Below are 22,953 nucleotides of genomic sequence, written 5' to 3'. Positions count from 1 at the left end.
ATGTGTTTTAATTTGTTGTATTTTGTGTTTATTTGACTTCTTATAGATGATAATTGTTTACAATTGATATTTAAATTTGATATTTTCTGGATATATGTTTTGATATATAAAATATCTTAATACATTTGCGACATATTATTTAAAGTTGTTTCAGTTCTGGTTTAAGTTTTTTTATCAAATTGAGTTTAATAAAAGAGGTATTTATGAGAAGATTAATGATGATTTTTGCTTGTATAGTGGCAAGCGTGGGGTTATCTCTAGCTCAAACTACGCGAGTGTCCGGTGTAGTTATAGATGACACTGGCGAACCTGTAATAGGGGCTTCAGTGGTGGCTAAAGGAAGTATGGTTGGTACAGTTACCGATGTTGATGGTAAGTTCTCATTGAATATCCCATCTGATAGAAAAACTTTAGTAGTGTCTTTGATCGGGATGAAAGCAAAAGAGGTTCCGGTTGGAACCGATTTGCGAATCACACTCGAAGATGATTCTAAAGTAATGGATGAAGTTGTCGTAACAGCAATGGGTATTTCCCGAGAGAAAAAAGCATTGGGATATGCTGTCGCTGATGTAAAAGCCGACGAATTGATTAAGTCGCGTGGTGGAGTAGCTAACCCTATTAATGGTTTGGCCGGAAAAGTTGCCGGTCTTCAGATAACCGGAGCTACAGGTAATATGGGAGGTTCTACAAAGGTACTACTTCGTGGTATCAAGTCTCTTTCTGGAAACAATCAGCCTTTGTTTGTAATAGACGGAGTTCCGATCGAAGGAACAGATTTTAATAGTACCGACACTCAGCGTGGTGCGGGAGGTTATGATTATGGTAACTTAATTCAGGATATAAATCCTGATGATGTAGCTAATATTTCGGTATTAAAAGGGCCTAATGCATCGGCTTTGTACGGATCTCGTGCTGCTAATGGTGTGATTATGATTACCACTAAGAAAGGCGAAAAAAACCAAGGTTTAGGTGTAACAGTCAATTCCTCTGTTGGATTTGAGGTTGTAAATAAACTGCCTAAAATGCAAAAGCAATATGGTGGAGGTTATGAACTTACTCCTACTCTGATTAATGGAAAGACATATTTAGTACCTGATTATAGTATTGATGAAAGTTGGGGGCCTAAGTACGATCCTAGTATACAATATCTTTCGTGGTATGATGTGGCTAAATGGGAAGCCGGAGGTAAAGTCGGAGATCCAACAACATCGGCATGGGTGACTCCTAAGCATGATATTAAAGATTTTTTTGAAACAGGAATGTCTTTGACCAACAATATTAGCTTATCTCAATCGACAGATAAAACAAGCCTTCGTATTTCGTATACCAATATGACATTGAGCGGATATATGCCTAACAGTAGTTTGGATAAAAATAGCTTCAATGTGGCCGGAAGTATTAATGCCAGTAAATACTACGAATTATTTACGAATGTAACTTATTTGAATCAGGCAGCAAAAGGACGCCCTGATACAGGTTATGGAGATAATAACGTAATGCAAAAATTTATCCAATGGGGACAACGTCAGTTGGATATGAAAGAACTGAAAGATCTTTATCGATTCCCTGATGGAACTCAAGCCGGATGGAATAGAGGTGGATGGGATGATCCGACACTACAATACTCTAATAACCCCTATTGGTCACGTTATATGAACTATCAGAATGATACACGTGATCGTTTATATGGTAATGTCGGTATCAAAATAAATATACTACCTAGCTTAAAAGCACAATATAAAGTTAATTTGGACTTTTTTAGTGATAAACAATATGAGCGTAATGCCGTATATTCTCAGGAATTATCATCGTATACTGAAACACATAGGCAACAACATGAAATAAATCATGAGTTTTTATTAATGTTCTCTAAAAGATTGAACGAGGATATGACTTTAGATGCAAATGCCGGAGGTAATATAATGTATCGTAAATATACAAGACTGATAGGAGAAAGCGTAGGCGGTTTGGTGTTACCCGAGTTCTATAATCTGGACAACTCTAAAAGTCCATCAACTTCAACTAATTTTTTGAGCTGTAAATCTATAAACAGTGTATTTGCTAGCGCATCTTTTGGGTATAAAGGCTTTGCTTTCGTAGATGCAACCCTTCGTAATGATTGGTCTTCGACCCTGCCTAAAGGCAATAACTCATATCTGTATCCCTCGGTTACCGGTAGTCTTTTATTTTCGGAATTGTTGAAAAAAGATTGGTTGAATTTGGGAAAGCTACGTCTAGGTTGGGCTAAAGTAGGTAGCGATACAGATCCTTATAATGTATATGATGCGTACAGATTTTATACCTCTTTTGATGGTTCTCATGCTTATACTTTACCATATAAAAAGAACAATATGGATCTGAAGCCCGAATCTACATACTCTGTGGAGTTTGGTTTAGAGCTGAATATGTTTAAAAATCGCTTAGGAGTTGATTTTACATATTATAACTCTGAAACGCAAGATCAGATCATTCCTTTATCATTATCCGGAGCAACCGGTTATACTTCTATGGTGGTTAATGGTGGTACTATTACCAATAAAGGGTTTGAGTTGATGTTAAAAGGTGTACCTGTAAGAACTAATGATTTTGAATGGACTGTTATTGGAACCCTTTCTGCTAATCGAAATAAAGTGAAAGAATTATTAGGTAATAGCAAAGAAGGTTACTTTAAATTGGCTAGTGCACCTTTCAAAGTAGAAGTCGGAGCACTTGTCGGAGACAGATATGGTGTTATCATGGGAACCGATTATGTTTATGATGATAATGGAAACAAAATCATAAATGCAGATGGAACTTATGCTGCTACAGATGGTAATGTTCCATTGGGAAGTGTATATCCAAAAGCGTTAGTCGGATTTTCGAACACATTCTCTTATAAAGGCATCGATTTAAGCGTTTTGTTTGATGCACAGTTTGGAGGAAAATATTTCTCTACTTCATATATGTGGGGGATGTACTCAGGAATGCTTGAAGGTACAGTCGGTAATAATGAACTAGGAAACCCAATACGTGATGCTGTTGAAGATGGAGGAGGAGTCTTATTATCAGGAGTACATGCTGATGGAACCCCCAATACGACTCGTCTTGAAGCCGAAGAATGGGCTGGAGCAATATATAGCGGTCCTGCTGCGCAAAGCGTATTTAAGAGCGACTTTATTAAACTAAGAGAAATAACTCTCGGATATAATATACCTCTTCGTTCAACCAAGTATATTAAAGCACTGAAGGTTTCTGCTTATGGACGTAACCTTGCCATGTTTGGTTTGGATAATAAAAGCTTTGATCCCGAAATGGCAACAACAAGTTCAGGGAATGTGCAAGGTATTGAAGGAGGAGCTTTACCATCGGTGGCAAACTTTGGTTTTAATGTCGGAATTCAATTTTAATTCCGTAATTATTAATTATTTAAGATTCGAAGAAAGATATGAAAACAATTATAAAAGGTTTACTATTTGCGACTTTAGTCTTTACGGTTAGTTCTTGTAAAGATCTGGAAGAGTTGAATATTGATCCCAACCAACCCGCTACGGTTTCAACAGCTACGTTGATGACGGGAGCCGAAAAGAGTATGTTAGACTATATCTACGATAACTGGTTTAGTGGAAGGCAGGCTTTGTTGTATTCTCAGTATTGGGCACAACGCACCTACACCGAGGAAGACCGTTATCAGGTTCGTGAGAGTGTAAATAATAATTACTTTAATTATTTATATCGTGTAGCCGGTAACTTGGATAATATCGAAAAGTTAAATACCGATCCTGCAACAAAAACAGCAATGGCAACTTATGGAGATAACAATAATCAGATTGCTGCTGCTAAGATATTGAAAGTTTGGTTAATGCAGATTATGGCCGATACCTGGGGTTCTATTCCTTATAATGAGGCGTTTAAATTAGAGGAAGGCGTTCTGTATCCTAAGTATGATGATTTGAATACTTTGTATTATCAATTTATTGCAGAATTGGATGAAGCAACAGCAATGATAAATGAAGATGCAGCAGTATTTACTGAGGGTGATTTGATTTATGATGGGGATGCCACTGCTTGGAAGAAGTTTGGAAATTCATTAAAATGTAAAATAGCTCTTCGTCTGTCAAAAGTTGACCCTAAGTGGAAAACATATATTGCAGAAGCAGTATCGGCGGGAGTTTTTACAAGCAATAGTGATAATGCAGTGTTTAGCTATTCGACATCAGCTCCTAACCAATGTTACTTTTACAAAGGCTTTTTCGAAGATGGAAGAAATGATTTTTCGGTTGCCAAGCCATTTGTTGATTTGTTGAAAGGGCAAGCCGATACGTTGAATGTGAAAACTCACCCATGGAAAGGGGTTGTTGACCCTCGTTTGCCTATCTATACATCAGCCCGTGGTGGAAAGTATATAGGATTACCTTATGGATTAATGAGTTCGCAAATGACATCGGCTATCAGAAATGCAGCACCTAGCTTTTATGCTGACGAGCCTTTGGTTGTACAACCTAATTTTGCTATTTCTTTGCTGTCGTATTCCGAAATATGCTTTATTCTTTCTGAATACAAAGGTTTTTCAGTTCCCGAATATAAAGAAGGGGTTAAATCTTCATTACAATATTGGAATACACTCTATACAAAGGTGATGGGTGAAACTGCTATAAATGATTCTATAATAAACGACTATACTCAAAAAGTGAGTAAGGTTGTTAATGCAGAAACAGTGGCTACTCAAAAGTATATTCATTTATATATGAATGGTACTGAGGCATGGTCTGAATACCGTCGTACAGGATATCCTACGACTTTGTTGAAGCCGGGCGAACATTCGTATGTAGTTGGAGGTACAGTTTTAGATTTCACGACATTATCGGAAACTAAAGGAGACATACCTGCCCGAGTGAAATATCCAACGAATGAAAGTACTCTAAACCCGACAGGGTTTAAAGATGCTGTAGCTAAGCTTACTGATGGAAGTAATAATTACTACAGTAAGATGTTTTGGGATGTGAGAACCCCATCGGATCCGCATCCGGTAAACAAATAATTACTTGAACTAATCAATCAATTAGGGAGGATCGAGCCGTTGATGGTTCGATCCTTTTCTATTGATCCGAATATCTTCAACTATACTATTTTAGGCTAATATAGCATTTATCTAAAATATTTTTATCTATATTTGTTAGATTGTGGACGTGCGAACCGATGGATCGTGTTTAAATGGTATCTTCTCGAACCAGAACAATACAACAGGGTTATCTCTTGCCACATTATTTAATAGGTTTAAAAGACTTTGTTTTTCGGAATTACTTAATTATTTCCTTGCATGAAAGATTTTTTTAAAAATGTACTGGCTTCAATAGTGGGAGTACTTATTAGTAGCTTTATTATCGGTGCGATTGTAGCATTGTTATTCTTCGGCTTTATAGGAATATTATTAAGTAGTTCATCGGAGACTTTTGTCTTGAAAAATAATTCTGTTTTATCGATTCGTCTGACAGGGGTTATGAAAGACCGTGTTGTCTCCAATCCTTTATTGGAAATCTTTAATACGGGAGAGGCGAAGGAAATGGCTTTGACAGATATTTTGTCAGCAATAAAAAAAGCCAAAACAAATGATGACATAAAAGGTATATATATAAATTCGGGCTATTTTATGGCTTCGAGTGCTTCATTGACTGAGATCAGAAATCAATTATTGGATTTTAAGGAAAGTGGAAAATTTATTGTCGCTTATGCTGACGATTATACGCAAGGAGGCTATTTTCTGTCTACAGTTGCCGATAAGGTAATATTGAACCCGCAAGGTTCATTAAATTTGCAGGGACTTTCGGTCAGCCCTACTTTTTATAAAGGACTGCTTGATAAGATCGGGATCGAGATGCAAATATTTAAAGTCGGGACATACAAGTCCGCAGTAGAGCCTTTTATTTTAGATAAGATGAGCGCTGCCAATAAAGAGCAGGTAAGTTCTTATATAAATAATATTTGGTCAACCATTCTTGGTAATATTTCAGCATCCAGAGGTATTACAGTTGAACGACTTAATCAATTGACCGATACTCTTCCTACATTTCAGGAGGGTGAGTTTGATGTGAAGAATCATTTAGTAGATACTTTAATGTATGAATCCGAGGTCAGAGAGTACCTGAAAGGCTTATTGGGTATTGATAATTCAAAGAAATTAAACATAGCTACAGTCTCCGATATGGCTACAGTGCCGGATTCACAAAAATCGAAATCATCTGATCAGATCGCTATATTATATGCCGAAGGATCTATTGTTAGCGGAAGTAAACCGACAGATATTAATGATAGGTATTTTATAAAAGAAATAGAGAAGTTACAAGACGATGATAAAATAAAGGCAGTTGTTTTCAGGGTAAATTCTCCCGGAGGAAGTGCCTATGCTTCGGAGCAAATATGGAAAGCTATCGAGGGGCTTAAAGCCAAGAAGCCGGTCGTTGTTTCGATGGGTGATTATGCGGCATCAGGAGGGTATTACATTTCATGTAATGCTTCTAAGATATTTGCACAACCCACAACCCTTACAGGCTCAATAGGTATTTTCGGGATGTTTCCGAATGTTGAGGGATTGACAAATAAAGTGGGATTAAGCTTTGATAATGTGAAAACGAATAAGTTTTCGGATTATGGCGATATTACCCGTCCGATGAATGAACAGGAGAAAGCTATTCTTCAACAATATATAGAAAGAGGTTACAAATTGTTTTTAAAACGTTGTTCCGAAGGGCGGAATATTCCATTAGATGCTTTAGGGAAAATAGCGGAAGGCAGAGTGTGGACTGGTAAACAGGCTTTAGAAATAGGCTTAGTTGATGCCCTTGGAGGTATTGATGATGCTCTTAAAGAAGCTGCTGTTTTGGCAAACTTATCAGACTATTCTATTCGTGAATATCCTAAGCTGTCAAGCCCTTTTGAAGCGTTCTTCAATACTCAGACAGAAGATTTGGCAACTCGTGCCATGAAAGAATATCTCGGCACAGACTTCTACTTGCTGAAAACAATTAAAGATATAAAAGACCTCAAGGAGCAAGATTTTATACAGGCGCGGATGCCTTATGATTTGCAGCTGAAATAAAAAGCGATTGTATTAATGTCTCAAAATACCCTACATATAAAAAAGTGGTTACTGCCTCTGTCGTGGCTGTATGGCTTTGTCGTGTTTATTCGAAATAAAATGTTTGACTGGAAGATACTCAAACAGAAGAGTTATGATATACCCGTTATTTGTGTAGGTAACATAACTGTCGGAGGCACAGGTAAAACGCCACATACTGAACACTTAATAGAACTCTTACAATCGGATCACCGTGTGGCGGTGCTTAGTAGGGGATATAAACGAAAAAGCAAGGGGTTTGTATTGGCCTGCAAAGATTCGACTGTAGATCAAATCGGCGATGAGCCTTATCAGATAAAAGGGAAATTTCCAGAAATAATTGTTGCCGTAGACAGCGAAAGGCAGCGAGGAATTGAGACTCTTCTGGCTCTGCCCGAAGATAAAAGGCCGGATGTTATTCTCTTGGATGATGCCTTTCAGCACCGATATGTAAAACCGTCGTTTACTATACTGCTCACCGATTATAATCGGTTGATGACTAAAGATAAATTACTGCCCGCAGGTCGTTTGCGAGAGCCTGTGTATTATGCAGAAAAAGCCAATGTGGTTATTGTGACGAAGTGTCCGGATGGTATTACCCCACTTGATTTAAGATTGTTGGCTAAAGAGATTCAGGTATATCCTTATCAGGATTTATTTTACACATCTTTTCGATATGGTTCGCTGACTCCTGTTTTTGCCGAAAATAAAGAAGAGCTTTCTTTAAAGAAATTGCAGAATAAAGATGTACTTATTGTAGCCGGTATAGCTAATCCTCGACCTTTTTTCAGAAAAGTAAAGCGCTATGTGAAGCAAGCCGAAACGATACAATACCCGGACCATTATCAGTTTACCTCGAAAGATATTTTAGATATAAAATCTCGTCTCGCCTCTATGGGAGACAGGGAGAAAGTAATTATTGTTACAGAAAAAGATGCAGCACGTTTGTTGTCTATGGATAATGTCGACGACGAAATCAAGTCAATTGTATATTATCTGCCTATTCGTGTGAGCTTTGTAAATGAAGAAGATAAAAAACTATTTAATAATAAAATCGTAGATCATGTTAGAGAAAATTCGTGAAACCGCCGATTATATCAAGAGTAAAGTCGGTCATATACCCCAATCAGCTATTATTCTTGGTACAGGTTTAGGTGAGCTAGCCAATGCTATTACCGATAAAAAAGAAATACCATATACTGAAATACCTAATTTTCCTGTGTCGACAGTAGAAGGGCACAGTGGAAAACTTATTTTCGGAAAATTAGGAGATAATGAGGTGATTGCTATGCAAGGTCGTTTTCATTATTACGAAGGATATACGATGAAAGAAGTAACATTCCCTATACGTGTATTTCAAGCATTAGATATAAAATATCTTTTTGTTTCGAATGCAGCAGGAGGAATGAACGGAAGCTTCGATATAGCTGATATTATGCTTATTGATGACCATATCAACCTATTTCCCGAACATCCTTTACACGGAAAGAATTTCAACGAATTGGGAACTCGTTTCCCTGATATGAGCAATGCTTATGATAAAGATCTCCGCAGATTAGCAATGGATATTGCAAAGGAGAACAATATAAAACTACAGCACGGAGTGTATGTAGGTACTCAGGGACCTACATTTGAGACTCCCGCCGAATACAATTATTTCCGGATAATAGGTGGAGATGCTGTAGGTATGTCTACAGTTCCCGAAGTAATTGTGGCTAACCATGCAAAAATGAAAGTACTTGCATTCTCTATTATTACCGATCTGGGAGTGATAGGCAAAATTGTGGAGGTGACTCATGAAGAAGTGCAAGAAGCAGCTAAAATAGCTCAACCTAAAATGGCATTTATCATACAGGAAGTTATCAAAAGACTTAAATAAGGTTTCAGACCTTTTTGTCGCTTTGGTAAGTAGAACAGCCATAGCAAATTATAATCTAAAAAATAGATCATTAAATACATTTATTTACTAAATGCCACAACGTACAGAAATAGCATCATTGGGAGAGTTTGGTTTAATCAAGCATCTCACCGAAAATATAAAACTGATACATCCAAGCTCTGTTTTGGGAGTGGGGGATGATGCGGCAATTCTATCTTATTCGGATAATGCCAACCAAAAAGTATTGGTGACAACCGATCTTTTGCTCGAGGGAATACATTTCGATCTGATATACGTACCCTTGAAACACCTCGGTTACAAATCGGCTGTGGTGAATTTTTCTGACATCTATGCAATGAACGGACAACCTAAACAGATAACCGTATCATTGGGTGTCTCGAAACGTTTTTCTGTAGAAGATTTAGAGGATTTCTATGCAGGACTTCAACTTGCCTGTGAGCAATATGGGGTAGACATTGTGGGAGGTGATACTTCTGCTTCTCTTACGGGATTATGTATATCTATTACATGTATCGGTGAAGGTGTCGAAGGTCAGATTGTGACTCGAGACGGAGCGAAAGAAACTGATCTTATTTGTGTTTCGGGTGATCTGGGTGCTGCCTATATGGGGCTTCAGCTTCTCGAAAGGGAGAAAGCGGTTTTTGATGGTAAAAGCGATTTTACACCTGACTTTTCGGGTCGCGAATATTTGCTTGAAAGACAATTAAAACCCGAAGCCCGTAAAGATATTATAGAAGCTTTGGCGAAAGAAAATATTTTACCGACTTCAATGATGGATATATCCGATGGGTTGTCTTCGGAACTTATTCATATATGCAGACAAAGTAAAACAGGTTGCCGAATTTATGAAGAAAGGCTTCCTCTTGATTACCAGACCGCTGTAATGGCCGAAGAGTTTAACTTAAATGTAACCACTGTTGCACTTAATGGTGGTGAAGACTATGAGCTTTTATTCACTGTACCTCTTCATCTGCACGATAAAGTATCTAAGATAAAAGGAGTACATGTAATAGGTCATATGACGAATGAATCTCTAGGGTTAGCTTTAGAAACAAGAGACAGTACAGAAATTGAGCTAAAGGCTCAAGGATGGAACTCTTTAAGTGAAGAATAAAGCTTTCTTTCTTAAAGTCAAAATAAATAAAAAGGAACCAATCTGTACAGATTGGTTCCTTTTTATTAGTGGGTTATTGCTAGATTTATTGATTCTTAAATTGAGCTTTCTTCATGGCCCACGCTATTGCATTAGCCGTGAAAATAGAGTTGTAGATCGGATATCTGGTAAGCCTTCCATAATTAAGTTTCGATATAGGAAAGTTGCTTGCATTAAGATTGAATGGGCAAATTGTATTTGAAGCTGGAGCCATGTTTGAGCCGGAATTAAAGCCTCCATCGCCAACCCATACCAGATTTAGAGAATTATGTATAAATGCTGTTGCACTACCGGTTCCCGTTGTATTACCCGAAATATCCTGATCGGTACTGAGAATTGTTACTGTTCCTACCGGTAATCCGCTTACACGTACCGTTGTTGAAGCATCTTCGCCCCATTGTAAGCCTCTTATATCACCAAAAGGCCCATTTAAGATCTCGTTGTTGGTAAATACAAACCGGTAAATAGCTCCGGCGGGACTGGCATAATTTGTAGTCATCGAGTTGTCACTGAATACGGCTTGTATAAAGTTTCGGCTGACCAATGCATCTGTTCTGTCCTGAAAAGCCAATACAACCCCTCCGTTTGCCAAATATTGTGCTAAATAGTTTGATTGTGTTGTGTTTAAACTGATATTGTCATAGCTAATTATTACAATATCTACAGGGGCAGCACCAAGTAACCATGTTTGCATACTAGCATCGGATGGATTTGTCGCTCCATTAATAATATCAAATCCTTCCGATTTGACTGTACTATTAGCCAAAGTTCCAAAATTTGTAGCAGTAGTTATGAGCCTGTTAGAGTAAGCCGTTCCACTAAAGTTATAACCGAAACCATTCGGATCATTGCCTATAGTTAGTAATGTTTTCTTAGTGTAAGCAATTGTAACGGTTGCCGAACATGTAGCTACATTTGATTGACTATTGGATGTAATGGTCATGATCTTATTTGCCATTGAATTGGGTGTTCCTGTTCCATATAATGTTACAACCTGATTTGCTCCTCCAATTAAGATACCCGATCCGGAGAAACTGATTCCATCGACCGTATTGGTCGTAATGATGTAGCTTGCTCCCGTAGCGGCTGGGTCTACAGCTAGGGTCATCGTGATGGTATTTGTTCCATCAAGGGGAGTATTGATTTTGTATACACCATTAACAACAGTAGCTCCACAAGTCATAGTGTATAATGGCTTTATACTGGAATCTTCAATAGGGATGAAAACCGAGCATCCCGATATTACATCATTTAAAGATATTTTCACCTCATTGCCGGGATCTCCTGTTAAAGTCGGACTTGTCGGGGTACCTGCTGCCGGAACAATGATGTTGTAATTTCCTGTAGCCAGAAATTCTCCGGAAGTTGTGAAGTAATAGCCATTGGCAGGGTCAGGCATAGCTGTAATGGTATAAGTTCCAGCTTTAGTAACTGTTACAGGTACTGTAATGTAGTTGGCAGGGGTAAGTGCGGTTGCGGAAAGATATTGACCTGATACGCTTACTGCGTTACAGTCTGTAATCTCAAAATTAGCCTTTCCTATTTTCCCGCAAATACTTTTCCATTCCAGATCTATTTTGTGCCAATAATTAAAACAGTCTTCATCTGTGTTAAATATAAGCAGACTTTGTTGATTGATAGTACTTGGCTGGATGGCATCTCTTTGTGCCTCGGTCATTCGGGGAATAAGTATTCCCTTGTCGCTGCTTACTATTTCTAATATAGATTTTATATCGGGATCTTCCGTATTGATTCCAACCTGAGTGTATCCCGATATGCAGAATGATGCTGCTATCAGGAGGGAAAATAGTCGTTTGATCGTTATCATAACCTAGTAGTTATTGTTTTGTTTTCCGTGTTATATTAACGGTATTGTTGCAAATTTAATATTAAAAATGAATTCTTTTATTTTTATGACCGAATTAACAGTTGATATCATGGTAGTTATGTTGAACCTGTCTTCTATAGATAGTTCTCGTATTTTAAATAAATGAAATAAAATATAACAGAATACCTCAGAGTAATAGATCGGTTATGTTTTTACAGAAAAAGGAGCTAACTCATCTCGAGTTAGCTCCTTTCTTCTATTTTTGATATAATTTCTTATTGTCCTTTGAACTGGGCTGTTTTTATAGCCCATGCTAATGCGTTAGCTGTAAATATCGAATTATAAACTGTATATCTTGTACTTCTTCCATAATTGGTTTTTGCAATTGGGAACTTATTTGCATCAATATTAAATGGGCAGATCGTATTTGATGCAGGGGCATTATTTGCAGCAGAATTAAATCCTCCATCAGCAACAAAAATGAAATTCAACGAATTATGCTTAAATGCTGTGATACCACCTGTTCCTGCATTACCTGCCGAAATATCCTGATCATTAGAGTATACGGTTATTGAGCTGGTCGGAATATTGTACATGGCTCTGGTCTGAGATGCGTCTTCTCCCCATTGTAATCCTCTTATATCTCCAAATGGCCCGTTTAAGATTTCGTCATTAAGAATTGGATATCTATATACTGCTCCAGCGGCATTAACAAGGGTTCCGGATATAGACGTATTAGCAAACAGGCGTTGAAGTATTCTTGTTCCTCCGGCTTCTTCCATGAAAGCAAGTATAATTCCACCTTTAGCAAGGTAGTCAACAAGTAAGTCCGCCATGGCTACAGTTGGATCCCACCAAACTCCCATAATGATGAAGTCTGGATTTTGATTCAAGGCAGTTTGTAGTTGAGCCAAACTTGGAGAAAAATCTCCCGGGCTTATAAACTCAAAGCCTTCTGCTTTGATCAGACTGTTTTCCTGAGTTCCGAAATTAGCTTGTGCAGTTATCATTTGATTAGAATACGCTGTTCCACTAAAATTGTATCCATATACATTAGCATAAGTTCCAATGCTTAGAACCTTTTTCTTTGTATATGCTATTGTTACAGTTGCCGAACATGTAGTTACATCAGACTTACTGTTGGATGTAATTGTAAATTTTTTAGGATCCATAGATGTTGGCGTTCCCGTTCCATACAATGTTACCACTTGGTTTGTTCCTCCAATTAAGATACCCGATCCGGAAAAACTTATGCCATCTACTGTATTGGTGGTGATGATATAACTGGCACCTGTGGCAGCCGCATCTACAGTTAATGTCATTGTGATAGTATTCGAGCCGGTCAACGGTGTGTTAATTTTATACACCCCGTTTACTTTTGTTGCACTACAATTCATCGTGTATAGAGGCTTTATACTAGAGTCCTCAATGGGAATGAATACAGAACATCCTGATAAGACATCATTTAATGATATTTTCACTTCATTACCTTGTGCTCCTGTTGCAGTTGGAGTTGTTGGAGTTCCTGCTCCCGGTACAATAATATTGTAGTTTCCGGTTGCTAAAAATTCTCCGGAGGTAGTAAAGTAATATCCATTTGCAGGATCAGGCATAGCTGTGATTGTATAAGTACCTACTTTGGTAACTTTTACGGGTACAGTAATGTAATTGGCTGGAGTTAATGCCGTGGCAGAGAGATATTGCCCTGATACGGTCACAGCATTACAATCTGTAATCTCGAATTCAGCTTTTCCAATTTTACCACAAAGACTTTTCCATTCTTTTTCAATTTTGTGCCAATAGTTAAAACAGTCCTCGTCTGTATTAAAAATTAGTAGGCTTTGCTGATTAGCAGTCGTAGGCTTGATGAGGTCTCTTTGAGCTTCCGTCATTCGGGGTACTAACATTCCCTTTTCGGAGCTAACTATTTCTAAAATAGCTTTTTCGTCGGGGGCTTCTGTATTTATACCTACTTGTGCATATGCAGATGCAAAATAAATGGAGGAAAAGATAAAAACAAGTAATACCTTAATAGTCATTTTCATAAATAGCGTACTTAATCCTTTAATTGTCTTTTATTTGTTGTTGTCTACGCGACATCGAGTACAAAGGTACTCTGTTTTATTGTATCTTAATGCGTGTTTTGCACACACTATGGGTATTTAACAATTGTAAAATTTCAAAAGATATATAATTTACTGTAAATAAGGTGATTGTTTGTATGTGTATATGCTTTTTAACGAGTGTTAAATATTTCTTGTGGGGTCGCAACCTTAAGAGTTAATAGGTGTTTTGGCTTTTATTGTAGCTTGGTTATCGTTTTTGATAAAAGGTTTATTTAGCTAAAATATAGTCATACAATTTATAGCCTTATTCTGTGTGACTTTAAAAGATAAATTGCTCCGTTGACTTTTACAATAAAAACAAACCGGAGTGTCAAATTTTGACACTCCGGTTTGTTTTTATCTTCTTATATAATTAGAATAAATTATCCGATTTTACTGCCCGGAATAATTGCAGCTGATGGTTGAATTAGAGACAAACTACCGTCGCTATTCTCTGCAGAAAGTAGCATACCGCAAGATTCTATACCCCGAAGTTTTCGTGGTTCAAGGTTCGCAATAAAACAGACTTGCTTGCCTACTAAGTCTTCAGGTTTATACCATTGTGCAATTCCTGATATAATTGTACGCTTAGAGATACCGTCGTCAATAAGGAATTGTAATAACTTATCAGCTTTAGGTACCTTTATACATTCTAAAACTGTCCCTACACGAATATCTACTTTTTCAAAATCAGGAAACTGAATAGATGGTTTTATTGGAGCTGCTTTGTATTCGGAAGCTTCATTCGCTTTCTTAGTGTCCTGAAGTTTTTGTATCTGTTGTTCAACCGTTTCGTCTTCTATTTTCGCAAAAAGTAAATCGGGTTGGTTTAATATATGTCCTACCGAAAGAATATCAGTATGCCCCAATTGATTCCATTCTAAAAGTTCTATATTCAGAAATTCCTTTATCTTCTTTGCACTGAAAGGAAGGAACGGTTCAAATGCAATAGCCAGATTAGCTGTGATTTGCAAAGCTGTATTCAGAATAGTTTCCGTACGTGGCATATCTGTTTTTGCCGTTTTCCAAGGTTCGGTATCTGCCAGATATTTATTCCCTATGCGTGCCAGATTCATAGCTTCTTTCAAGGCATCACGGAATCTGTAATTGTCAAGATATTTCTCAACGTTTTGCTTAACATCTGCAAATTCGGCAAGAGTCTCTTTGTCATAGTCGGTCAGTTCATGAATTGCAGGAACTTTTCCGTCAAAATATTTTTGAGTAAGAACTAGTGCTCTATTTATGAAGTTACCTAATATAGCAACTAATTCATTATTATTACGGGCTTGAAAATCTTTCCAGGTAAAGTCGTTATCTTTAGTCTCTGGAGCATTTGCTGTTAAAACATAACGCAGAATGTCTTGTTGACCGGGAAATTCCTCTAAATACTCATGTAACCATACTGCCCAATTGCGTGAAGTTGATATCTTATCTCCTTCGAGATTTAGGAATTCATTAGCAGGAACATTTTCAGGAAGAATGTATGACCCGTCGGCTTTTAACATGGCCGGAAATACAATACAATGGAAAACGATATTGTCTTTTCCTATGAAATGTACGAGTTTAGTATCTTCTGATTTCCACCATTTTTCCCAACTGTCAGGTAATAGTTCTTTTGTATTCGAAATATATCCGATGGGTGCATCAAACCATACATATAGTACTTTGCCTTCTGCTCCTTCGAGTGGAATGGGCACGCCCCAATCTAAGTCACGGCTTACGGCACGAGGTTGTAATCCCATGTCTAACCACGATTTACACTGACCATAAACATTCGATTTCCATTCTTTATGGTCTTCGAGAATCCATTGCTTTAGCCATGCTTCATGTTTGTCAAGAGGCAGATACCAATGTTTCGTTTCTTTAAGTATCGGAGTTTTTCCTGTGATGGTCGATTTCGGATTCTTTAAGTCGTTCGGGCTTAAGGATGTTCCGCATGATTCGCATTGGTCTCCGTAGGCATTCGGATTTCCACAATGCGGACATTCTCCCATAATATATCTGTCGGCTAAAAACATTTTAGCTTCGGGATCATAGTATTGTTCGCTCGTTTTTTCTTCGAATTCTCCTTTATTATATAGTTTCAAGAAAAAATCGGAGGCTGTTTCTTTATGTATCTCGGAGCTGGTACGAGAATATATATCGAAGGTAATACCAAATTCAGCGAATGATTTTTTGATGATGCCATGATATTTATCTACTATATCCTGAGGTGTTACACCTTCTTTTTTTGCACGTATAGTGATTGGCACACCATGTTCGTCAGAACCTCCAACATGTATTACTTCTTCGCCTTTGAGACGCAAATATCTGACATATATATCAGCCGGGATATATACTCCTGCCAAATGACCAATATGTACCGGTCCGTTTGCATACGGAAGGGCAGAAGTAACTAATGTTCGGTTATACTTTTTATTCATAGAATAGTAGTAGTTATTATAAAATACAATGGATGCTTTTTCTTTATTAAAAGTACCATAAAAAGAATTGGAATCTTAGTTGATCTTCTCCTTTGGAAAAAGACTTGCAAATATACTAAGTTCTCTATAATTATAGGGCTCAAGAATCCTTTAAAATTTAAATATTGAGCTGTGTTATGAGATTTAGGGAAAGATCATTTTATCCGACCGAGTTTTTAAAGGTTGGTCTTGTTGCATTCCCTGAAATAACATCCTCTATTTTCTTCTTTATTCGGATGTTGATTTTGTCAGAAGGCTCTATAGACAGAGCTTTCTCTATGAATAAAAGCGCCTCCTCGTCTTTTCCGAAAATCAGAAGATTCATACTGTGATTTCCTAATACACCAATGTTATCGGGTTTGCGGCGGACTGCTTCGAGTGAATATTCGAGTGCCTTCTCGGTATTATTTAAGTGCATCGCTACTAGTGAAGCCTCCTGTGGTAAGGTATGGTTGCTGTGTTCGTAAATTAGAGCCTTTTCGAAATAAGATAGAGAGTCTTCGTATTTGCCAAGTCGCTGATAAAGTTTGCCAATAAAAAACAAAGAAGGGAAATGTTCAGGAACAATCTCCAGTGCTTTCTTGAAAAGATCAATGGATTTTTTAATTTTTCTTTTCTCGAAGAAATTTGGACTTTTTGGTGTATATCCTTCTAATATTATAAGCCCCTCCATTTTTTTGCAAGCGTCATCATAAAAGGAATTGAATTTGTTTATTTCTTTTTCAGTTAAATTCATAAAGAAAGACATTCAGTTAGTGAATATATTGTAAAAAACGGGTGAATTCTAGTTGAATCCACCCATTTATATTATTTGAGCTCAATCTCTTGTTTGAGATCTATTTCTTCTTTGTTCTGATCAAAGAACCGATATTCGAGAAATGCGAGACTTTGGTCGGGAATAATTTTCATTCCAAAGCTGTATTTCCACTTCCACCTTAATTTCAAGGATGGGAATCCTTTGTCAATAAATGCTGCAACATAAGGGTGTACATGCAGGGTGAATTTCTTCACATTTAGTTTTTGAACTAAATAACTTATCTTAGATCGTAAAGAATCTGTAAATAAAATAGATGGTTTTATCTCACCTTTTCCAAAGCATGTAGGGCATGTTTCGGTAGTATCTACTACCATTTCGGGGCGTACGCGCTGGCGCGTGATTTGCATCAGCCCAAACTTGCTCAATGGCAATATATTATGTTTTGCCCTATCATTAGCCATTAACTCCTGCATTCTGGCAATCAGTTTGCTGCGGTGTTCGCCTTCCGACATATCTATGAAGTCGATGACAATAATTCCTCCCAGATCGCGGAGGCGTAGTTGTCGGGCAATTTCTTCTGCAGCTGCCGAGTTTACTTCCCATGCATTATTTTCCTGTCCTGCTTCTTTATTTTTTGATCTGTTACCGCTATTTACATCTATTACGTGCAAAGCTTCGGTATGTTCTATGATCAAATAAGCACCATTGCGGAACGTTACAGTTTTCCCCAGAAGTGCTTTTATCTGTTTTGTGACAGCAAAATTGTCGAAGATAGGTAGTTCGTCTGTATAAAGCTTAACGATATCTCTTTTCTCAGGATCTATAATACTGATATAATCCCTGATTTGGTTATGTACTTCCTTGTCATTTACATGAATAGCCTGAAACGATGGGTTGAATACATCCCGAAGGAGTCCCACAATACGTCCGGTTTCTTCATATATTAATGTCGGAAGTTTTTCCTTTTGAATTTTAGGAAGATTGTCCTCCCAACGCTTCACTAACGTTTTAAGTTCGTTATCGAGTTCGATAACTTTTTTTCCTTCGGCTACTGTACGAACTATTACACCGAAGTTTTTAGGCTTTATACTTTGAATAAGTTGACGAAGTCTGGCTCTTTCTTCTTTGGATTTTATTTTTTGCGAGATTGATACCTTATCGTTGAAAGGTATCAGTACCAGAAACCTGCCTGCGAATGACAATTCCGATGTTAGTCTCGGTCCTTTGGTTGAGATAGGTTCTTTGGCTATTTGTACCAATATTTCCTGTCCTACTTTAAGTACGTCGCTAATGCTACCATCCTTATCGATATCCGCTTCGAGCGGCATCTTGGGGATTAGCGGGAATTTTTTTGTGTCAGCTAAGGCTTGTTTGTAGAATTTATCTACAGATTTGAATTGTGGACCTAAGTCTAAGTAGTGAAGAAATGCATCTTTTTTGTACCCAATGTCTATAAAAGCAGCATTCAATCCGGGCATAAGTTTTTTTACTTTCCCGGCATAAATGTTGCCAACTGCAAACGATATATCTCTTGCCTCTTTCTGAAGTTCGACAAGTTTCTTGTCTTCCAACACGGCAATAGAAATCTCTTGCGATTGAACATCAACTACAAGTTCGCTATTCATTTTCTATTACTTGTGACTATTAAAATTTGTACCGATACAGTTTTCAGGCTGTATATTCTAAGACTATGATATTCTGAAATGCACAAAGAACAAACTTAAAATTTTATGATAGATTTAAGTTTGTTCTTGTTACTTTTTCTAAAATAAGACGTAAAAAAGATTATTTTTTCTTTTTATGTCTGTTTTTTCTAAGTCTTTTTTTGCGTTTGTGCGTAGACATTTTATGTCTTTTTCTTTTTTTACCGCTTGGCATATCTTTTATATTTTAGAAATTAATACTCTACTTATTTTTTGACTTGATTTACAAAAACTTTAGCAGGTTTGAAAGATGGAATATTGTGCTCTGGGATAATGATTGTTGTATTCTTTGAGATATTACGAGCAGTTTTTTGAGCACGCTTCTTCACAACAAAGCTGCCAAAACCTCTCAAATATACATTCTCGCTTTTACTTAGAGAGTCTTTTACTACTTCCATAAAAGATTCCACGGCTGTTAGAACGGTTGCCTTATCGATGCCAGTATTTTTAGCAATTTCGTTAACGATATCTGCTTTTGTCATTTTTGTATTTCCTTTTATTGTTAATTACTAATTTTTTGGACTGCAAATATATAGCTTTTTTATTTCCTTTAAAAATAAATGAAAGGCATTTTTCATTAAAAACTAATTATTTTCTCATTGAGGTTGAATATTGAAGTATCTTTGTGTCGGATTTAACTAAAAATCAATTTTAAATATTTATAATTGGAAACAAGTCATTTAGATACCAAAAATAACGATTATTTTATTAGTCATATATTAATAAGGTGGTATGAGCAGAATAAAAGGGATTTGCCGTGGCGTGATACTAAGGATCCTTACTTTATTTGGTTGTCGGAAATAATACTGCAACAGACACGTGTAGTTCAGGGATACGATTATTATATGCGCTTTACTAAAACATTTCCAACGGTAGCTTCTTTAGCAAATGCAGATGAGGATGAAGTTCTCAAATTATGGCAGGGACTGGGGTATTATAGTAGAGCCCGTAATCTCCATGCAGCGGCAAAGGTAATAATGTCTCAATATGAAGGGGTGTTTCCTACTGCTTATAAAGATATTTTGTCATTGAAAGGAATTGGCGAATATACGGCGGCGGCTGTAGGCTCATTTGCATTCGAATTGCCTCATGCTGTGGTCGATGGTAATGTCTTTAGGGTTTTGTCCCGTTTATTTGCTATAGATACCCCAATTGATTCAACTCAAGGGAAAAAGCTATTTACTAATCTGGCCAATGAGCTTTTGGATGTTGATAATCCCGGAGCACACAATCAGGCTATAATGGAACTTGGGGCTTTGCAATGTGTACCCGTTTCTCCTGATTGCTCTGTTTGTCCGTTATCAGATATTTGTTTGGCATTCAGTCAGGGGAAAGTATCATCGTATCCGGTGAAGCAGGGAAAGACTAAAGTCAAAGAGCGATACTTTAATTATTTGGATATACGATTTGGATCCAATATGTTCCTGAATAAACGAACAGGTAATGATATCTGGAAGAATTTATATGAATTGCCTCTCATTGAAACTGATGAGAAGCTGACGTTGGATGAATTGCAGAAAACAGATGCATTTCGTCAAATGTTCGAAAATGCAGGCGATATATCTATTCATCCGATGGGTATAACTTTGAAGCATGTTTTGTCTCATCGAATAATTTATGCCAATTTTTATACAATAGAAATAACAAAAGATACACTAATAAAAAAGCAATTTCTAAAGATTGAGAAAACTGATTTATTTAATTTTGCTATCTCGAGACTGGTTGATCGCTACTTTGAACACCTTAATCAGGGTGATTTATTCGCATAAGAGTTGTATATTTGTATCATTTTGTAATTAAAGAGAAGAATGATGGAAAGAGAAAAATACAAAATATTGTTCGTTTGTTTGGGAAATATATGTCGCTCTCCGGCCGGAGAGGGGATAATGAAACATATTATTTCAAAGAAGGGATTAGGTGATAAACTAGAAGTGGATTCTGCCGGAACATCAGGCTATCACGATGGTGACTTGCCCGATCAGCGTATGCGGCGCCATGGAGCACGTAGAGAGTACGTGTTTGATTCGCTTTCCCGAAAATTTACGGTTAATGATTTTGACGACTTTGATATCATTCTGGCTATGGACGATAGTAATTACAGCAATATAATGAGACTAAGTCCCGATCTGGAATCACAGAAGAAAGTACACCGTATGGTTGAGTTTTCACAGAAACACGGATACGATCATATTCCCGACCCATACTACATGGGATCGGATGGCTTCGAATTGGTTTTAGATCTACTGGAAGATGCCTGTGACGGGTTGATGAAACATATCGAAGAAACAGTTATTAAGTAGTAGCTGATTTTTGTGCAAGAGATTTGTAATAAAGTGCAGGTTGCAGTATTTACTGACCAAAGAAATAAAATAGGGCTGCAGCCTTTTTTGAAAAACTCGAAAGAAGAGTTGAGAAAGAGATAAAATATATATATGAATAATAAGTCGATAAAAGGTATTTTACTTGTTGCTATTGGAGCTTCAAGTTATGGAATTGTAGCTACATTTATAAAAAAAGGATTGGCAGATGGTTATACAACTGCCGAGCTTACGTTTGCACAAGCGCTCGTTGGAGCTTCAGTAATAATATTGTTAAACTTGATATCGAATAGGGTATCGTCTTCAAAAGCAATAAATCGTCCCTCTCGAAAAGATATTTTTAAATTAATGCTTGGCGGTATTCCGTTGGGGCTGACAAGTACCTTTTACTATCTCTCGCTAAGATATATTCCCGTTTCGGTATGTATTGTGATGCTGATGCAGTCTGTTTGGATAGGCGTTGTTGTGGATCTTTTGGTAAATAAAATAAAACCTGCACCAGTGAAGCTGGTTTCTATTTTGATTGTTTTGCTAGGTACTGTTTTAGCAACAAATGTATTGAATGCTGATGTTGAACTCGATTGGCGTGGTATTTTCTGGGGATTTCTGGCTGCCATATCTTACAGTCTGACATTCTTGGCTACCAATAATATAGCTACGGGTTATCGTCCGATGGTACGCAGTATGTTTATGCTGATAGGCTCCTTAATTATGGTGTCTATGGTGTGGGGGTACTCGTTGATGCAAAAATTCGATCCCAGTGTATTGTGGACTTGGGGACTTGTTTTGGCATTCTTCGGAACAGTTCTTCCTCCTTTGTTGTTTACAAAGGGAATGCCTTTGGTGGGAGTAGGTTTAGGCGGTATTATCGCTTCCATAGAACTTCCTGTTTCGGTAACTATGGCTTATCTGTTTATACATGAGACTGTCAATGTATATCAATGGATAGGTATTGTATTAATTCTTTTTGCGATAGCATTAATGAACATTTCGTTTATCAAAATGTTGAAACCTAATTAAATGTTAAGTTTTTGATGATTTGCTGTATCTTTGATAAAGAATTAATTAATTTCGCAACAGATTGAATAGCAGAATGCACAACATAAGGTCTCAGACCTATTTATTGCTTTGGTAAGCATAATGGCGAGAGGCAGTTATAGTTGTGAAATGTAACAATAAATATTAGTGCTACTTATGCAAGTAAAAATTATAAATAAATCGGCTCACTCGCTTCCTGAATATGCTACAGAGTATTCGGCAGGGCTAGACTTGAGAGCAAATATAGACGAGGATATAGTGCTGAAACCTCTAGAGAGAAAGTTAATCCCAACAGGATTGTTTATCGAATTACCTAAAGGATACGAGGCTCAGATACGTCCTCGAAGCGGATTGGCACTGAAGCATGGACTTACTGTCTTGAATTCGCCGGGAACTATTGATGCTGATTATCGTGGCGAAATACGTGTAATACTTGTCAACCTATCGAGTGAACCTTTTACTATCCAGAACGGAGAACGTATCTGCCAGATGGTTATTGCTGCTCATGCTACGGTGGAGTGGGAGGAAGTAGATACAATAGACGAAACGACGCGCGGAGCAGGTGGTTTTGGTCACACCGGAAAATAAAAACAGCAAAA

General features: G+C 37.3%; 16 protein-coding genes. 10 read left to right on the top strand and 6 right to left on the bottom strand.

The features are described from left to right. The first annotated feature begins 203 nt into the window (after positions 1-203). The 6 genes from G7050_RS05580 (at position 204) to thiL (ending at position 10,104) form a co-directional block, all read left to right on the top strand. On the top strand, positions 204-3,386 hold the full coding sequence (locus G7050_RS05580) for a SusC/RagA family TonB-linked outer membrane protein (RefSeq protein ID WP_166112371.1): 3,183 nt from the start codon (positions 204-206) through the stop codon (positions 3,384-3,386). A gap of 38 nt (positions 3,387-3,424) precedes the next feature. Beyond that, a complete protein-coding gene (locus tag G7050_RS05575) occupies positions 3,425-5,017 on the top strand; it encodes a SusD/RagB family nutrient-binding outer membrane lipoprotein (RefSeq protein WP_166112368.1) in 1,593 nt (530 codons plus the stop codon). Positions 5,018-5,296: 279 nt separating this feature from the next. Then, positions 5,297-7,072 carry a signal peptide peptidase SppA gene (gene sppA, locus G7050_RS05570; RefSeq protein ID WP_166112365.1) on the top strand — a complete coding sequence of 592 codons (1,776 nt, stop codon included), beginning with the start codon at positions 5,297-5,299 and terminating at the stop codon, positions 7,070-7,072. A 15-nt stretch (positions 7,073-7,087) separates the two neighbouring features. Then, a complete protein-coding gene (gene lpxK / locus G7050_RS05565; RefSeq protein WP_166112362.1) occupies positions 7,088-8,173 on the top strand; it encodes a tetraacyldisaccharide 4'-kinase in 1,086 nt (361 codons plus the stop codon). Next, positions 8,154-8,969: a purine-nucleoside phosphorylase gene (locus tag G7050_RS05560; protein WP_166112359.1), complete on the top strand. Its 816-nt coding sequence runs from the start codon at positions 8,154-8,156 to the stop codon at positions 8,967-8,969. The genes lpxK and G7050_RS05560 overlap by 20 nt, the downstream gene beginning before the upstream one ends. A 91-nt stretch (positions 8,970-9,060) precedes the next feature. After that, complete coding sequence (gene thiL, locus G7050_RS05555) at positions 9,061-10,104, top strand: thiamine-phosphate kinase (RefSeq protein ID WP_166112356.1); 1,044 nt, start codon at positions 9,061-9,063, stop codon at positions 10,102-10,104. Positions 10,105-10,189: 85 nt separating this feature from the next. Here thiL and G7050_RS05550 read toward each other — a convergent pair whose 3' ends face one another. The 6 genes from G7050_RS05550 to G7050_RS05525 form a co-directional block, all read right to left on the bottom strand. Continuing rightward, positions 10,190-11,971 carry a hypothetical protein gene (locus G7050_RS05550; protein ID WP_166112353.1) on the bottom strand — a complete coding sequence of 594 codons (1,782 nt, stop codon included), beginning with the start codon at positions 11,969-11,971 and terminating at the stop codon, positions 10,190-10,192. A 275-nt stretch (positions 11,972-12,246) separates the two neighbouring features. Further along, positions 12,247-14,016 (bottom strand): hypothetical protein, encoded by a 1,770-nt coding sequence (locus tag G7050_RS05545; RefSeq protein ID WP_166112350.1) that lies wholly within the window; start codon positions 14,014-14,016, stop codon positions 12,247-12,249. Positions 14,017-14,459: 443 nt separating this feature from the next. Next, positions 14,460-16,499, bottom strand: a complete 2,040-nt coding sequence (metG, locus tag G7050_RS05540) for a methionine--tRNA ligase (protein WP_166112345.1) — start codon at positions 16,497-16,499, stop codon at positions 14,460-14,462. Between the two features lie 199 nt (positions 16,500-16,698). Next, a complete protein-coding gene (locus tag G7050_RS05535; RefSeq protein WP_166112342.1) occupies positions 16,699-17,274 on the bottom strand; it encodes a tetratricopeptide repeat protein in 576 nt (191 codons plus the stop codon). A 71-nt stretch (positions 17,275-17,345) separates the two neighbouring features. Then, the gene (locus tag G7050_RS05530) at positions 17,346-18,920 is read right to left on the bottom strand and encodes an Rne/Rng family ribonuclease (RefSeq protein WP_166112339.1); all 1,575 of its coding nucleotides are present in this window, start codon (positions 18,918-18,920) and stop codon (positions 17,346-17,348) included. 284 nt (positions 18,921-19,204) lie between these two features. Continuing rightward, positions 19,205-19,480 carry an HU family DNA-binding protein gene (locus G7050_RS05525; RefSeq protein ID WP_026627129.1) on the bottom strand — a complete coding sequence of 92 codons (276 nt, stop codon included), beginning with the start codon at positions 19,478-19,480 and terminating at the stop codon, positions 19,205-19,207. Positions 19,481-19,663: 183 nt separating this feature from the next. Here G7050_RS05525 and mutY point away from each other — a divergent pair, with 183 nt between their 5' ends. The 4 genes from mutY to dut all read left to right on the top strand — a co-directional run bounded on the left by mutY (position 19,664) and on the right by dut (position 22,942). Further along, the gene (gene mutY, locus G7050_RS05520) at positions 19,664-20,767 is read left to right on the top strand and encodes an A/G-specific adenine glycosylase (protein ID WP_166112336.1); all 1,104 of its coding nucleotides are present in this window, start codon (positions 19,664-19,666) and stop codon (positions 20,765-20,767) included. 39 nt (positions 20,768-20,806) lie between these two features. Continuing rightward, positions 20,807-21,298 (top strand): low molecular weight protein-tyrosine-phosphatase, encoded by a 492-nt coding sequence (locus G7050_RS05515; protein ID WP_166112333.1) that lies wholly within the window; start codon positions 20,807-20,809, stop codon positions 21,296-21,298. 132 nt (positions 21,299-21,430) lie between these two features. Beyond that, positions 21,431-22,336, top strand: coding sequence for a DMT family transporter (locus G7050_RS05510; RefSeq protein ID WP_166112330.1), 906 nt, complete (start codon positions 21,431-21,433; stop codon positions 22,334-22,336). 174 nt (positions 22,337-22,510) lie between these two features. Then, a complete protein-coding gene (dut, locus tag G7050_RS05505) occupies positions 22,511-22,942 on the top strand; it encodes a dUTP diphosphatase (protein ID WP_166112327.1) in 432 nt (143 codons plus the stop codon). Positions 22,943-22,953 lie beyond the last annotated feature (11 nt).

Origin of the sequence: Dysgonomonas sp. HDW5A (assembly GCF_011299555.1) — a bacterium.
Taxonomy (GTDB): Bacteria; Bacteroidota; Bacteroidia; order Bacteroidales; family Dysgonomonadaceae; genus Dysgonomonas_A.
This window is presented reverse-complemented; position numbering and strand designations above follow the sequence as displayed.